The sequence below is a fragment of the Ohtaekwangia sp. genome (assembly GCF_036786105.1).
Classification (GTDB): Bacteria; Bacteroidota; Bacteroidia; order Cytophagales; family Cyclobacteriaceae; genus Ohtaekwangia.
This window is the reverse complement of the sequence record NZ_DAIQRQ010000051.1, coordinates 26,623-40,594: the sequence shown is the minus strand read 5'-3', so window position 1 is coordinate 40,594 and position 13,972 is coordinate 26,623. Positions and strand designations below refer to the sequence as shown.

The window sequence follows — 13,972 nt, the reverse complement described above, 5'->3', positions numbered from 1 at the left end:
GACCCCCTGATTATGAGTCAGGTGCTCTAACCAGCTGAGCTATGGGCCCTGACAATGAGGGCGCAATTTTACATATTTCAATGTGAATCCACAAGGCATTAGCTTCTTCTACGGGCTATTTTTTTAACACTTTTTTGTATTCCGCCTCATCAAATCCAAGTAACAGCACTTTTCCATCTTCTTCGACCAACGGACGCTTGATCACACTCGTCTTTTCTTTCATCAATGCCACGGCCGCACTTTCATTTTTCACACCGGCTTGTACCGACTCATCCAACTGTCGCCAGGTGGTACCACGTTTGTTCACCAGGCTCTCCCATCCTACTTGCTTGCTCCACGATTTTAACTTGGCATCAGTTATACCTTTTGTTTTATAATCGTGAAATTCAAATTCAACGTTATTTTTTTTCAGCCAGTCGAGCGCTGACTTTACTGTGTTGCAGTTCTTAATTCCGTAAATGGTCATAGCGGTTCACTGAAAATTATAGTAGTTTGTCATCCCAAAACCGAAGGTATGAAGATTACGATCATAACAAAACTGATTTGCCTCCTTGCACTTGGCGTGGTCATCTCCTGTCGTCAAAAAACAACTGAAACAGTTATGAAACCAGCTACAGATCCACACTCGTATGCCCAACCCGCCGAAGCCCGTGTAAAACATTTACAGTGGAAAGCTATGGTCGACTTTGATCACAAAATTATCCGGGCCGTTGCTACCTGGACGATTGAAGTGAATGCCAATGCCGATCTCATTACGTTTGATACGAAAGGATTGTCCATTGAAAAAGTAACGCTTAACGATAACGTTGCAGCGGAGTATCGACTCGCAAACAACGACAGTATATTAGGGCAGGCGCTTGCTGTACTACTGAAACCGGGAACAACACAGGTGAGCATCACGTACCAAACCAGCCCTGATGCAGAAGCATTGCAATGGCTAAGTCCGCAACAAACCGCAGGTAAAAAGTTTCCATTCCTCTTCACGCAATCGCAAGCAATCCTCGCCAGAAGCTGGGTGCCATGCCAGGACTCTCCGGGCATACGCTTTACGTATGACGCTGAAGTAACCGTGCCGAAAGATTTACTGGCGTTGATGAGTGCATCTAATCCGCAGGCGAAAAATGAAACCGGTATATATACATTCTCGATGAAGCAGCCCATACCATCCTACCTGCTGGCGTTATCGGTGGGTGATATAGCCTTCAAATCCATCAGCGATCGTAGTGGTATATATGCAGAGCCTTCATTGGTGGATACCTGTGCCTGGGAATTTGCCGATCTTGAAAAAATGATTGCAGGTGCAGAGGAACTATATGGTAAGTACCAATGGGATCGCTACGATGTGCTGGTGCTTCCGCCAAGCTTCCCATTCGGTGGCATGGAGAATCCGAGACTTACTTTTGCAACGCCTACCATATTGGCTGGCGACCGCTCGCTTACTTCGCTCATCGCACACGAACTTGCTCACAGTTGGTCGGGCAATCTTGTAACTAATGCTACGTGGGATGACTTCTGGCTGAACGAAGGATTCACAGTATATTTCGAGACACGTATCATGGAAAAACTGTATGGTAAAGATTATGCCGAAATGCTGGCATCGCTCAACCTGCAAGGACTTCATGAAGAAATAAAATCACTTAACGAAGCAGGTTTATCTGCCGATACAAAACTGAAGCTTCATCTGGAAGGCAGAAGTCCCGATGATGGTGTAACGGAAATTGCCTACAACAAAGGATATTATTTTCTTCGTACGATAGAAGAACAAAACGGCCGCGATAAGTTCGATCAGTTTGTAAAAGACTATTTCTCGCAGAATGCTTTCAAGGTAATGACGACTGAAGAATTTATACCATTCATGAAGACATACTACCAGGAAAAGTTCTCAATAGCATTAGCGGATTCTTTGTTCCAGGATTGGATCTATACCGAAGGACTTCCCTCTTATTGTCCGAAGCCGGTGTCGGATCGTTTTGCAAAAGTAGACGCAGCACTTGCGCAATGGAAAGCAGGCAATGCTATAACAGGCTCAACAACATCCTCCTGGAGCACGCATGAATGGCTACATTTTCTAAAGAATCTGCCTGACACATTATCACCCGGGCAAATGACCGCGCTGGACGAATTAGGGAAATTTACAGCATCAGGTAATTCAGAAATTATTACAGCCTGGGGTGTAATTGCCATTCGTAACCACTACGAAAAAGCATATCCCAAAATCGAAACGTTCCTGATCAACACCGGACGGAGAAAGTTTTTGATGCCCCTGTATAGCGAGCTGATCAAAACTCCGGAAGGTAAAAAACGCGCTGTAAGTATATATAGTAAAGCACGACCGAACTATCACTTCGTAGCAGTAAGCAGCTTGGATAAGCTTTTGAAACAGTGAGATCGTTAATTTTTACAGGTTAATCGTTACAAAAATCTCCCACAGAATCACAGAGTATATTTCTGTGATTTCTATGGGAACTTAAATATCAAACAAGGAATACCGATCAAAGAATGTTGAAGGCGGCAGCCCAAAAAACTATTTCCTCAAAGACTTTACAAAGCGCTCGATATCTGTTGGCAGGTCGGAAGCATCTTTGAGCAGGTTAATGAAGGCACTGCCTACAATGGCACCGGTGCTATAGCTGGCTGCACGGTTAAATGTTTCCTGGTTGGATATACCAAAGCCGATCAGGAATGGATTCTTTAGCTTCATCGCCTGCAATCGCTCGAAATACGCAACCTGCTCGGGAGAGAAATCACCTTTGGCGCCTGTTATACTGGATGCCGAAACAGCATAAATAAATCCTTCGGTAACAGCATCGATCTTGCGAATACGTTCTTCTGATGTTGTAGGCGATATCAGGAATGTATTGCAAAGATTCACTGATTCGAACAGATCTTTATATTGTTCTTCAAATTCGTGAAGTGGTAAATCAGGAATAATCACTCCATCCACGCCGATCGCCGAAGCATCTTTGGCAAATTTCTCGATGCCATATTGCATAACGGGATTTATATAGCCCATCAGGATGATGGGTAACGATACATGCTGGCGGATCTCTTTCACCTGGTCAAGCAGCGTAGCCAGCGTCATGCCATTATCCAACGCAACTTTGTTACTGGCCTGTATCGTGGGACCATCGGCAACCGGGTCTGAAAAAGGTATACCAATTTCAATGATATCAGCTCCTGATTTTTCGAGGAGTTGTGCTATGCGTACGGTATCGTTCAAAGCAGGAAAGCCTGCCGTAAAGTATATATTGAGGATATTGTTTTTCTTTTTGGCGAATAATTCTGTGATCCTGTTTTTCATAGTATTGGTCGTTGAGGAATGAGGTTTTAAACTGGCATACTTTATAAATAATTATATCAGTATTTACCCCATCGGATATAGGTTTCCAGGTCTTTATCTCCCCTTCCGGAAAGATTGATGACCACTACATCATCCTTATCAAATTCAAACTGATTGATTGCTGACACAGCATGCGCAGATTCAATAGCCGGGATTATACCTTCCAACTTGCTCAATTCTATGCCGGCGGTCATCGCTTCATCATCGGTAGCACTTACAAATTTTACGCGACCGGTTTCACACAAATGCGCATGCATCGGGCCGATACCGGGATAGTCCAATCCCGCAGATATAGAGTGCGGCTCCACAACCTGACCATCTTCTGTTTGCATTAACAACATACGGCTGCCATGCAATACACCTACTTTACCTAACACTGTTGTTGCAGCAGACTCTCCGGAATGTATACCTTTACCCGCTGCTTCAACACCTACAAGGTTAACATGTTCATCTTGCAGGAAATGATAAAAGGCTCCGGCTGCGTTGCTTCCACCGCCTACACAGGCAAATACATAGTCAGGGTATGGATTGCCAATCTCCTCTTGCAATTGCTTTCGTATCTCCTGGCTGATCACCGATTGAAAACGAGCCACCATATCAGGATATGGATGCGGCCCTACTACAGAACCAATGATATAGTGTGTGTCCGTAGGATTATTGATCCAGTGACGCATGGCTTCGTTGGTGGCATCTTTCAACGTCATGCTTCCGCTTAGCGCAGGCACTACCTTGGTGCCAAGTATACGCATACGCTCTACATTGGGGCGCTGGCGTTCCATATCTACTTTGCCCATGTACACAATACATTCCATACCCATCAGGGCACACACCGTGGCCGTGGCAACACCATGCTGGCCGGCACCAGTCTCTGCAATGATCTTCTGCTTGCCGAGTCGCTTCGCCAATAATATCTGGCCGATAGTATTGTTTACTTTGTGTGCACCGGTATGGCAAAGGTCTTCGCGCTTGAGGTATATTTTGGCACCATATTTTTCAGACATGCGTTTGGCAAAATATAGCGGTGTGGGCCGACCAACATAATTCTTCAGCAGATCGTCAAACTCCCTTTTGAAATCATCCTGCTCGATGATCTGGAGGTAATTTCTGCGAAGTTCCTCTACATTGGGATATAACATTTCGGGAATATAAGCTCCTCCGAATTGTCCGTAGTACCCACGTTCGTCAACAGTATATTTCATACGAATCTTATTTTATTGTCTGGTATATAGTTTAAATTCTTTGCCCTGGTTACAGGCATCAATCAACGCCTGCAGCTTGGGTATACTCTTTATGGCGGGCGCATCTTCCACACCGCTGTTCACATCAAGGGCATGTATATTCATACCGGTCAATGATTGTATTGCTTCTGCGTTCTTTGCCGAAATTCCTCCGCTGAGAAAGAACGGCACTTCCTGGTCGTAGTTTTTCAGTATGCTCCAGTCAAATACTTTAGCATTTCCGCCATAATATTTCCCTTTGGTATCAAACAAAAAGAAGTCAACAACCGGCTTATACGGTTTCGTTACAGCAAAGTCGAAACCATCACCTACTGAAAAGACTTTGATCACGCCTGTATTTTCATTTTTCAGGCTTTGGCAAAGTTCAGCCGATTCATCGCCATGCAATTGAAGATAATCCAGCTTAAATCGCTGAACGGCATCCAGCATTTTTTCTTCTGCTTCATTTACAAACACGCCTACTCTTTTTATCGAGCGGGGAAATATATCAGGAATCAGAAAATCTTCGCCAATATACCGGGGAGATTTATCATAGAAAATAAAACCCATATAGTTGGGCTGTAGCGCAGCCACCGCCTGTATGTTCGCTTCATCGCGCATGCCGCATACTTTAAGTTTTATTTCCATGCAGGATATATACTTATATTGATTTCTTACGCAGCTCGTCCATAAAATCCATCGCGGCCTTCTCCGGATGATCATGCTTCATAAAGTTCTCGCCCATCAAAAATCCCCGATACCCGTGCTTTCTCAGTTCAATGATCGTATCAGCAGAAGATATACCGCTCTCGGAAACCTTCACCACCGAATCCGGAATCATAGGAGCCAGCTTTTTGGAAATATCTATGCTTACTTCAAATGTTTTCAGGTTTCGGTTATTTACACCGATAAGGTCTGCACCTGCTTCCAGGTTTTGCTTTAGCTCATCTTCATCGTGTACTTCCAGCAATACTTCCATACCGAACGAATGCGCAAGGTCTGCGAGCTTCCTTGATTGCTGCGGATCAAGTACGGCAGCGATGAGCAGTATAGCATCTGCCCCCATTGATTTTGCCTCGATTACCTGGTATTCATCAATAGTAAAATCTTTCCGTATGATTGGACAAAAATTAAATTTCCGCGCGGTCATCAGATCGTCAGTGCTGCCACCGAATGACGGTGTATCGGTAAGCACAGAAAGAGCCGAAGCACCGGCTTGCAGATAACCGATCGTTGTACGCTCCACCGGAGCATGTGCGTTAATCACACCTTTCGATGGTGACTTCCGTTTGAACTCCGCAATAATTCCGGTTTTATCTTCACGGCAAATATACTTCTTCATGGAAACGGGTAACGTGGAAAAATATATACTACTCTCCAGCAACTTTACCGGCTGCTGTTTTTTCCGTTCTTCTACTTCTGTTCGCTTATAGGCAATAATCTTGTCGAGAATGTTCATAACAACTGTTTCGTTTAAATAGTATTTTTTAAAGTTGAAGTAATTTTTTAAATGCCTGTAGTGCTCTTCCGGATTCCAATGCTTCTTTTGCTTTTAATACTGCCACGGACAAGCCTTCTTGCTGATGACCGGTAAACAATGCCATCGCTGCATTTGCCGTTACTGCAGCATTCTGCGCAGGTGTGCCATTGCCTTCCAGTATCTTCATAAATACTTTTGCCGATTCTTCCACCGTATCGCCACCGTGAAGGTCTTCATATTTTAATTGGGGAAGATTGAGATCTGCCGGTGTGGCCAATCGCTCGCCACGATTGAAAAAGTATTTAAAAGCTCCCGTGAGTGACACCTCATCGTAGCCATCTACAGAATGCAGCACCACAAAATCTTTATCTGTATTCTGGTATAAATATCCATACTGTCGCGCCAGCTCAAGACTAAATACCCCGACCAACTGACGTTTCGGGAATGCCGGATTTACCATAGGCCCGAGCATGTTGAAGAATGTTTTTACACCCAACTCTTTGCGAATGGGTGCTACATTTTTCATGGCCGGGTGAAACAACGGCGCGTGCATAAAACAGATGTTGGCACGATCGAGACTTCGTTTCAATTCGTCTGTATCGTTGGTAAATTTGTAGCCGAAGTATTCCAGTACATTTGAAGAACCGCTCGCCGATGACACACCATAGTTACCATGCTTGGCCACAGGTTGCCCTGCTGCTGCCACCACAAAGGACGACAACGTTGATATATTAAATGTATTCTTACCGTCTCCTCCTGTACCGCACAAGTCCATTACCGGTTGGTCGAATTTTACCGGGAGACAAAGCTCCAGCATAGCATCGCGAAATCCCTGCAGCTCGTCTACGGTGATGCTGCGCATCATATATACCGTCATAAACGCAGTTGTCTGGCTCGGATTATATTTACCGGAAGCGAGGTCTACCAATACCTGCCTCGCAGTATCTTTAGTAAGGGAACGATGCTCGATCAGCTCGTTTAATATCTGTTTCATGTACATTCGTATTTATAGGAAGAACGGCAACTCAACTATATTTATTTTTTCAACCAGTTCTCAATCATTCGCGGTCCCTCAGGTGTCATAATCGACTCAGGGTGGAACTGAACACCTTTCACATCGTACTTCGTATGGCAAAGTCCCATCACGAGCCCCTCATCATTTTTTGCAGTAATCTTTAAGTCTGGCGTAAAGCTTTCGGGCAACACCGCCCATGAGTGATAGTGGGTTGCCTGAAATGTATCGGAAACTCCCGCGAATAAATATTCATCGCGATCTACCACGTTCACTTGCGATGTTACCCCATGAAGTACTTTCGGGATGTTATAGAGTTGTGCACCATATACCTCACCAATCCCCTGATGGCCGAGGCAAACACCGAGTATACTTTTCGATGGACCGTACTCTTTGATCACTTGCTTCATAATGCCGGCTTCATCCGGTATACCCGGGCCGGGCGAAAGCAGTATCTTGTCGTATTTCTTGACTTCCTCCACTGCGATCTTATCATTCCTGAAAATATCCATAGCATATCCCAGCTCACGAATGATGTGAACAAGATTGTATGTGAATGAATCGTAATTATCGAGAACCAGTATTTTCATTTTTGTAATATTTATTTTTTGTTCCCACAGACCTCACAGATTCACACAGAAATATATAAATGAAAGCTTCTGTGAAATTCTGTGAGTTCTGTGGGAGATTTTACATTTTTCTATAACTTCTCCGCCATGAGTACGGCCTTGCGCAAGGCAGTTAGTTTGTTGTTTACTTCCTGCAGTTCGCTTTCGGCGAGGGATTTTGATACTACTCCGGCTCCGGCCTGGTATATCAATTTGTTTTCATGGCTCAGAAATGTTCTGATCATGATGGCATGATTGAATGATCCATCGAAGCCGATGAAACCAATAGCACCTCCGTAAAAGCTTCGGTTTGTATTTTCATATTTATTAATGAGCGTCATGGCCATGTGCTTGGGCGCGCCCGACAGTGTACCGGCCGGGAATGTATCGGCAGCCATACCGATAATAGAAGAGTCGCTCTTGAGTGTACCAGTAACTTTGGATACAAGGTGTATAACGTGGGAGTAATATTGTATTTCCTTGAACACTTCCACATGTACACGGGAGGCATTGCGGCTCATGTCATTCCGTGCAAGGTCCACCAGCATAACGTGTTCAGCATTTTCTTTTTCATCTGCAGCCAGGCGTTCGGCAATCGCTGCATCTTCCTGGTCGTTGCCGGATCTGCGGAATGTACCCGCGATCGGATATATATGAGCTTTACCATTTTTTACCTGCAACTGCGCCTCAGGTGATGATCCCATCAGCTTGAAGCTCCCATAATCAAAATAGAAGAGATAAGGCGATGGGTTGATCGAACGCAGCGCCCGGTATACATTGAATTCATCACCTTTAAAACCACACTGAAACCTGCGCGATAAAACGATCTGGAATACATCACCACGATAGCAGTGTTCTTTACCTTTCTCAATTACTTTTAAAAATTCTTCATCGGTAAAGTTCGATTCCTCACCATTTATCAGCGAGAATTTATACGTAGCAAAGCGGTTGCTGAAAATGATTTGCTCGATCTTGTCGAGTGAGCCGGTCCCCTGCTGCTGATACGTGTGCTCGTACAGGCTCAGCTCATTGGAAAAATGGTCGACAACAATTACATAGCGATATAGTTTGTAAAGTATATCCGGTATAAAAGCGTTCTTGGGCTCTATTTTTACATCTTCAAAAAAGCGTACTGCATCGTATGCTATATAGCCAAACAGACCGCAGTTGGGATGTTTGCTTTCGGATGGAGCAACCTCAAACGAATTTCTGAAGGCTTCCAGCAACTGCGTTGCCTGCCCTACGGCTGCTAACTGGGATTGCTGCGATGTGCCATCGGGATATTGGATGGTAACATCGCTCTGCACTACCTGGAACGAAGCAATGGGATCGCAGCAGATGAATGACAGGCTGTTTTCATGACCATGATAGTCTGAGCTTTCGAGCAGGATGCTGCCTGCAAATACATCGCGAAGCTTCAGGTAAATATTTACCGGTGTGAGGGTGTCGGCAAGAAGTTTCTTCGAGTAAGTAGTGAGTTTATACTTCATGTCTGTTTATGTTTGGGCTGCTCCTTTGTTTGCTCTTGGCAGCGGGTGAAAATCATTTACAAAAAAGAAGGCCTGCTGTGAACAGCAGGCCTTCAACTTTATCGTATTAACATAAAAAGGCTGTTCACATATCGTGTTTCGATATATGCCACCACCAAGCTATGTTATTGAATTGTATCATTGTTTTTATTCAGCCTTCTTTTTAGGAGCTGCTTTTTTCTTGGCAGGAGCTTCAGCTACAGCTGTTGTTCCTTTTTTCTTGGAAGCTACTCTCTTCAAACGTGTTTTGATAGCTTTCTTATTTCTTGAAACGCCGAAAGAGCCTATTGTGCGCTTTCCTTTTTTGGATTTTTTATCTCCTCTTCCCATGAATTAATTTGAATTGATGCGGCAATAATAGTAAAGTCTTTACGGATTACAAATAGTACCGAAAAAAAATACAATCATTCCAACGGCCGCATCATGGCCGGAAGATAAATACCCGCCTTGTTTTAAGTTGACTATTTCCCGTCAGCCGGGAGCAGTGAAGGCACGCTCATCGCCAGCACACCCGGATACATCTGATGAATTTTTGAGAAGAATGTAACATTGCGCACGGTGATCTCTGAAAAGAAGATCATGTCTGGTCGCTCATCATACGCCATAGGGCTCGTAGCTGTTTCCGTAAATTTCCGAACGAAATACCCTTTTGATTCGAGCTCTCTCACAACGTCATCGCTGTAATTGTCCAAAAGCCATACCACACCGTTCATAACTATTTTGATGTTTTTTAAGAGAGACTGTGGCTACCATTATGCCAACCGCCCATATCGCATAATTAGGCCTATCGGGCAACGCTTAATTCCCAATACTAGAAGAAAAATCCCGGAGGGCCGTTACAGGTTAATTGTTACAAGGTATTGGAAGAGTCCATAACGGATAACGGAAATAAAATCCAATTGCACAAAGGGGCTCAAAGGAGAAGCAGAGTTACAAAGAGGTCTTCTGTAATTCTGTAAGGTCCGCGGGAAAAAATATTGAACAAGGAATATTGATCAACGAATGTTGAAGTTAAGTGCATCACCCACTAATCCCACCCACTCTTCCAGTGGCTCGTAGCTAGCAGCCAGCAGCTCTTTAAAATAAGTATCCGAGTCGCACGTAAAACATATTGCCGTCTTCGCTATGCGCCACTTCTGCTGATACTACAGCGAGGTTGAACGGTGTGAGCCATACTCCACCGCCTACACCGTGGTGCCATACATTGGATTTACCGGTGGGTGCACTGGGATCTATACCGTTGGCATCTTTATACCATACACGGCCTATATCGTAGAATCCCAATACTCCTACGGAGGCAGGGAACAGGTATGAGCGGAAGCTTGCCACCTTCAGGCGAACTTCGTTGTTACTATAGAAATCTTTATCGCCATAAAACCTGGTTTTGCGAAAGCCGCGAAGCTCTGTTTTACCATCCAGTATCTGTGCCTGGTAAAGTTGATAGTTTCCGGTGTTAACACCTCCTCCGGCTCGCAAGGCAAACGTGAGTTTCGCAGGGAAGCGGAACGTTTGGTAGAAGGCAATCGATGCATTGTGCGATGTAAAGTTACCGGCATCCGATTCAAATCCTTTCATGAATGTGGAGTACTGGTTGATATATATACCTCGCGTGGTCATCATGGGTTTATCGCGTGTATCGATGGTTATTCCGGTGTGAAGCCCTGCAAATGTTTTTGTATTCTCAAACAATGGATCGGTTAATGTGTTTGCATAGTCTACAATAAAACGCGAATCATTTTTAGGACGCTCGATCTCTACGCGCTGGTATACCGGGCCGAACTTGAACAGCCCCGATCCTCCTATGGGATGGGTAAGCAATGCCTGTAAATCTATTTCTTCGAGGCGAAGGCGATAATAGTCGATCGATCGTTTCAGGTTATAGTGCGGATCGTCTTTAATAGCACTATTGAACCTGGTTTCGTTACCCCAGCCAAAAAAGTTATTAACAAAGTTGGGAGCCTTTACATCGAAGTCGAGCATAACACCCCACTTGCCAAACACTTGTGAAAATCGTCCATCGTATTTAAAGTTATAGGAGCTGGTAAGCGGAGCATAGCTGGCCAGGAACAGGTGTTGGTTCTTGAACGGGGTTTTGCGGAATCCATGCGTTGTATACAGGAATCCTCCACCTATAAATACCCCATCATCGTAGTTGAATGTACCATATACAAGCGGTGCCAGCACAGGATATTTAAATGCTCTGCGATCGAACGTATTGATGGCAGGATCATTTGATGTCTTATCTGACAGATGGCGTTTTGAATTGATAGCGATACCATTCGATGTATCGTATATTTTATAGGGGCTCGCCCACCCTTTTATATCTGCTGTGTTCTGAACAGAATCGGCTCCATCACCACCCAATACGCGCACGGCAATTTTACCTTTGCCCTCACCCGTAAATTGAAATACATCATCTCCACCCAAGCCCAATAACCGCACTTCCCTGGTTTCGTGCGGAAAAAATTCGCGACTATATAGTTTATCAGCTCTATCGCCAGATTTATTGATCTTGTAGATGTTTACAATAACATCTCCATCCGGCTGATTCACTACTTCAAAGTATTCACGCTTATTAGAGCCTTGTACCGTTACTTCACGCGCCAGGAATTTATAGTGTTCCAGTGCATACTCCTGCAGATGGTCGCGTCTTGATTTCAGTTTTCGGATAATCTCTTCGCCATGCAATTTGTAAATAGGTTCGGGAAACTTCTTTATAGCCGCTTCAATGGTTTCATCGGTAAGCGCCTGCTGTAAACTTTTTGCCTGTTCGATCCAATCGGCTGCAGATGGCTCGGTAAGGAATGTACGATCGAAGAAGCGTGCGTTGAACATAAAGCCGGGTGTCCAGCGAACTTCTTCGTGAAAGCCTTCAAATTTAGGCAGTGCCCACCGGCGGCTCCATACTTTAGACAATACACCGTTGCTTACAAAAAATGCCTGGTCGCGGTCGCGTGGTATAGGCCGGTAATACTCGTTCTTCTTATCTTTGAATGAAGCCCAACGCCATTGATCATCGTGGCGGTCCCAATCACCAATCACGATATCAAAGAGTCGTGAACGCAATACAAATTTCTGATCGACCTCGTTGTCGTTATCTTCTGCCAGCTTGGCCAATACTTTATCGGTGCTGATAATTTTTTTGGAGCTGCCGAAGTATGGTTTGTCGCGGGCATCTCCACCGGGGCGTTCTTCAAACAACATCAGTGTATTGGCGAACTCTTTCCGATAAATGCCGAACCTCGGATCGTCAGGTATATATACTATACGCGGATTGGAATGGTAAATGCCGGCAGCATCGGCCAGGTACGGCACAACAACTGCACCATACGGATGGGCTGACGAGATTTGATCCTGCACCAGATCAGAAGCAAATGTTTTTTGCAACATAGACGGAATGGCCTTCTCCGGAAATTTTTCGATTGAACGAAGGGTATACTCCTGTCCCAGTGAATCGGTCAAACGAAGTGAGAGCGTTTGCATGCCGCCTCCTTTTTGAACGATCTTTAATCCACCGGCTTCCTTCCCGATATCAAACACAGGTACATCAATATCCTGCTTCCATTCATCGCGGTAGTTTTCGCCTAATATCTTTTTGCGAAACGTGTGTGCATCGTAGCGATCGCTGGCATGTACGCGTATGGTTGCCGGAAATTCAGGCCATGGCTGGCTACTGGCCGCAGGCAACTGTGCTACCGGCTTTACATTTACCTGGTATACCGGTTCATCTTTACCGATCTCAAAATACTGTATAGCCGAAGCGCCATCCGAGGCTATATCAATCTTTACAAATCCCTTCGCCGGGTCTGCAAATTGCGAGTAGCCTTTCTTCTTCACGAAAGTATATTTAGAACCGGCTCCGCTGGTAATATAGTGTACACTGTCTTTCCATGCGTATTGCAAAGCGTGTTCGTGTCCGGCAGCATATATAGTACCCGGATACTTTTCCATCAGCGATGACATCAACTGGATGTAGCGCTTGTAGATGGGATGTTGAGTATCCTGTATATCGCCTATATATTTACGAAAGAGTGGATAAATTGACCCAACAGCCGGCATGGGTATATACAGGCTCTTGTTTATATCCAACAGCGGGAAGAGATGGTCTTTCCAGGTAAATACACCGCCATGTTCTCCATACGTATACAGCGGATGGTGCGCGGCTACAATAATCCGTTTACCCTGATTGCGAACGAATATATCTTCCAACAACACCACAGCGTCTTCAGGACGCTTTACATCGCAGGGGCTATCGTCACCTTCGGGTTTATCCCAGCGATGCAGAAACCATTGAGAGTCTACGATCACCAACACAGCCTCATCACCTAACGGCACTTCTACAGGTCCGGGGCATGCACCTTCTGGTTGGAAGTGTACATTGGGCAGATACAATGAATCTATAAATGCTCCTTCTCGATTGATCTGCTGCCAGCCACCCCGCTGGCCCCGCTTCCAATCGTGGTTGCCCGGTACAAAATATACCTGTGCGTTAAAACCTTGAAGTAAATTGATTTGAGATCGTAGTATCTGTTCAGCCTCAGCACGACTACGGTTATTTACCTCGGGCATACCCTTGGGGTAAATATTATCACCCAGGAAAATTACCGCAGCGGGTGTCTTGGGATCGTAGTTCTTTTGGAGCGCCTCTTTAAGACCGTTGGTAGCCAGGTCGGGCTCACCGGCATCGCCAATCAGGTAAATGCTGAAATTCTTTTGCTGCGAAAAAAGCGGGCAACTGAGTAACAGAGATACAATAAAACAAGCAAGTCGAAGTTTATGCATAGGC

12 protein-coding genes are annotated in these 13,972 nt (G+C 44.9%); 1 reads left to right on the top strand and 11 read right to left on the bottom strand.

Annotation, left to right across the window (positions count from 1 at the left end; translation table 11 throughout):
- Positions 1–115: 115 nt before the first annotated feature.
- A complete protein-coding gene (locus V7Q33_RS17900) occupies positions 116–466 on the bottom strand; it encodes an ArsC family reductase (RefSeq protein ID WP_331977451.1) in 351 nt (116 codons plus the stop codon).
- Positions 467–601: 135 nt separating this feature from the next.
- On the opposite strand from V7Q33_RS17900, the gene V7Q33_RS17895 reads away from it, so the two are divergent.
- Positions 602–2,386 (top strand): M1 family metallopeptidase, encoded by a 1,785-nt coding sequence (locus tag V7Q33_RS17895; protein ID WP_333820700.1) that lies wholly within the window; start codon positions 602–604, stop codon positions 2,384–2,386.
- Between the two features lie 138 nt (positions 2,387–2,524).
- Here V7Q33_RS17895 and trpA read toward each other — a convergent pair whose 3' ends face one another.
- The 10 genes from trpA to V7Q33_RS17845 form a co-directional block, all read right to left on the bottom strand.
- Positions 2,525–3,301: a tryptophan synthase subunit alpha gene (gene trpA, locus V7Q33_RS17890; RefSeq protein WP_331976948.1), complete on the bottom strand. Its 777-nt coding sequence runs from the start codon at positions 3,299–3,301 to the stop codon at positions 2,525–2,527.
- 56 nt (positions 3,302–3,357) lie between these two features.
- Positions 3,358–4,539 carry a tryptophan synthase subunit beta gene (gene trpB / locus V7Q33_RS17885; protein ID WP_333820699.1) on the bottom strand — a complete coding sequence of 394 codons (1,182 nt, stop codon included), beginning with the start codon at positions 4,537–4,539 and terminating at the stop codon, positions 3,358–3,360.
- Between the two features lie 12 nt (positions 4,540–4,551).
- Positions 4,552–5,205 carry a phosphoribosylanthranilate isomerase gene (locus V7Q33_RS17880; protein WP_333820697.1) on the bottom strand — a complete coding sequence of 218 codons (654 nt, stop codon included), beginning with the start codon at positions 5,203–5,205 and terminating at the stop codon, positions 4,552–4,554.
- 13 nt (positions 5,206–5,218) lie between these two features.
- On the bottom strand, positions 5,219–6,016 hold the full coding sequence (gene trpC / locus V7Q33_RS17875) for an indole-3-glycerol phosphate synthase TrpC (RefSeq protein WP_331976942.1): 798 nt from the start codon (positions 6,014–6,016) through the stop codon (positions 5,219–5,221).
- A 28-nt stretch (positions 6,017–6,044) separates the two neighbouring features.
- Positions 6,045–7,031 (bottom strand): anthranilate phosphoribosyltransferase, encoded by a 987-nt coding sequence (gene trpD, locus V7Q33_RS17870; protein ID WP_331976940.1) that lies wholly within the window; start codon positions 7,029–7,031, stop codon positions 6,045–6,047.
- A 41-nt stretch (positions 7,032–7,072) separates the two neighbouring features.
- Entirely contained in the window at positions 7,073–7,639 is a 567-nt protein-coding gene (locus V7Q33_RS17865) for an anthranilate synthase component II (RefSeq protein ID WP_333820696.1), read from the bottom strand.
- Between the two features lie 110 nt (positions 7,640–7,749).
- A complete protein-coding gene (locus V7Q33_RS17860; protein WP_333820695.1) occupies positions 7,750–9,147 on the bottom strand; it encodes an anthranilate synthase component I family protein in 1,398 nt (465 codons plus the stop codon).
- 186 nt (positions 9,148–9,333) lie between these two features.
- Entirely contained in the window at positions 9,334–9,516 is a 183-nt protein-coding gene (locus V7Q33_RS17855) for a 30S ribosomal protein THX (RefSeq protein WP_331976934.1), read from the bottom strand.
- 131 nt (positions 9,517–9,647) lie between these two features.
- The gene (locus V7Q33_RS17850; protein ID WP_331976932.1) at positions 9,648–9,899 is read right to left on the bottom strand and encodes a hypothetical protein; all 252 of its coding nucleotides are present in this window, start codon (positions 9,897–9,899) and stop codon (positions 9,648–9,650) included.
- 364 nt (positions 9,900–10,263) lie between these two features.
- Positions 10,264–13,968 carry a BamA/TamA family outer membrane protein gene (locus tag V7Q33_RS17845; RefSeq protein WP_333820694.1) on the bottom strand — a complete coding sequence of 1,235 codons (3,705 nt, stop codon included), beginning with the start codon at positions 13,966–13,968 and terminating at the stop codon, positions 10,264–10,266.
- Positions 13,969–13,972 lie beyond the last annotated feature (4 nt).

Bases quoted from the DNA above. Each gene is read 5' to 3' on its own strand.
- V7Q33_RS17900 (WP_331977451.1), bottom strand. From the start codon at position 466: ATGACCATTTACGGAATTAAGAACTGCAACACAGTAAAGTCAGCGCTC.
- V7Q33_RS17895 (WP_333820700.1), top strand. From the start codon at position 602: ATGAAACCAGCTACAGATCCACACTCGTATGCCCAACCCGCCGAAGCC.
- trpA (WP_331976948.1), bottom strand. From the start codon at position 3,301: ATGAAAAACAGGATCACAGAATTATTCGCCAAAAAGAAAAACAATATC.
- trpB (WP_333820699.1), bottom strand. From the start codon at position 4,539: ATGAAATATACTGTTGACGAACGTGGGTACTACGGACAATTCGGAGGA.
- V7Q33_RS17880 (WP_333820697.1), bottom strand. From the start codon at position 5,205: ATGGAAATAAAACTTAAAGTATGCGGCATGCGCGATGAAGCGAACATA.
- trpC (WP_331976942.1), bottom strand. From the start codon at position 6,016: ATGAACATTCTCGACAAGATTATTGCCTATAAGCGAACAGAAGTAGAA.
- trpD (WP_331976940.1), bottom strand. From the start codon at position 7,031: ATGAAACAGATATTAAACGAGCTGATCGAGCATCGTTCCCTTACTAAA.
- V7Q33_RS17865 (WP_333820696.1), bottom strand. From the start codon at position 7,639: ATGAAAATACTGGTTCTCGATAATTACGATTCATTCACATACAATCTT.
- V7Q33_RS17860 (WP_333820695.1), bottom strand. From the start codon at position 9,147: ATGAAGTATAAACTCACTACTTACTCGAAGAAACTTCTTGCCGACACC.
- V7Q33_RS17855 (WP_331976934.1), bottom strand. From the start codon at position 9,516: ATGGGAAGAGGAGATAAAAAATCCAAAAAAGGAAAGCGCACAATAGGC.
- V7Q33_RS17850 (WP_331976932.1), bottom strand. From the start codon at position 9,899: ATGAACGGTGTGGTATGGCTTTTGGACAATTACAGCGATGACGTTGTG.
- V7Q33_RS17845 (WP_333820694.1), bottom strand. From the start codon at position 13,968: ATGCATAAACTTCGACTTGCTTGTTTTATTGTATCTCTGTTACTCAGT.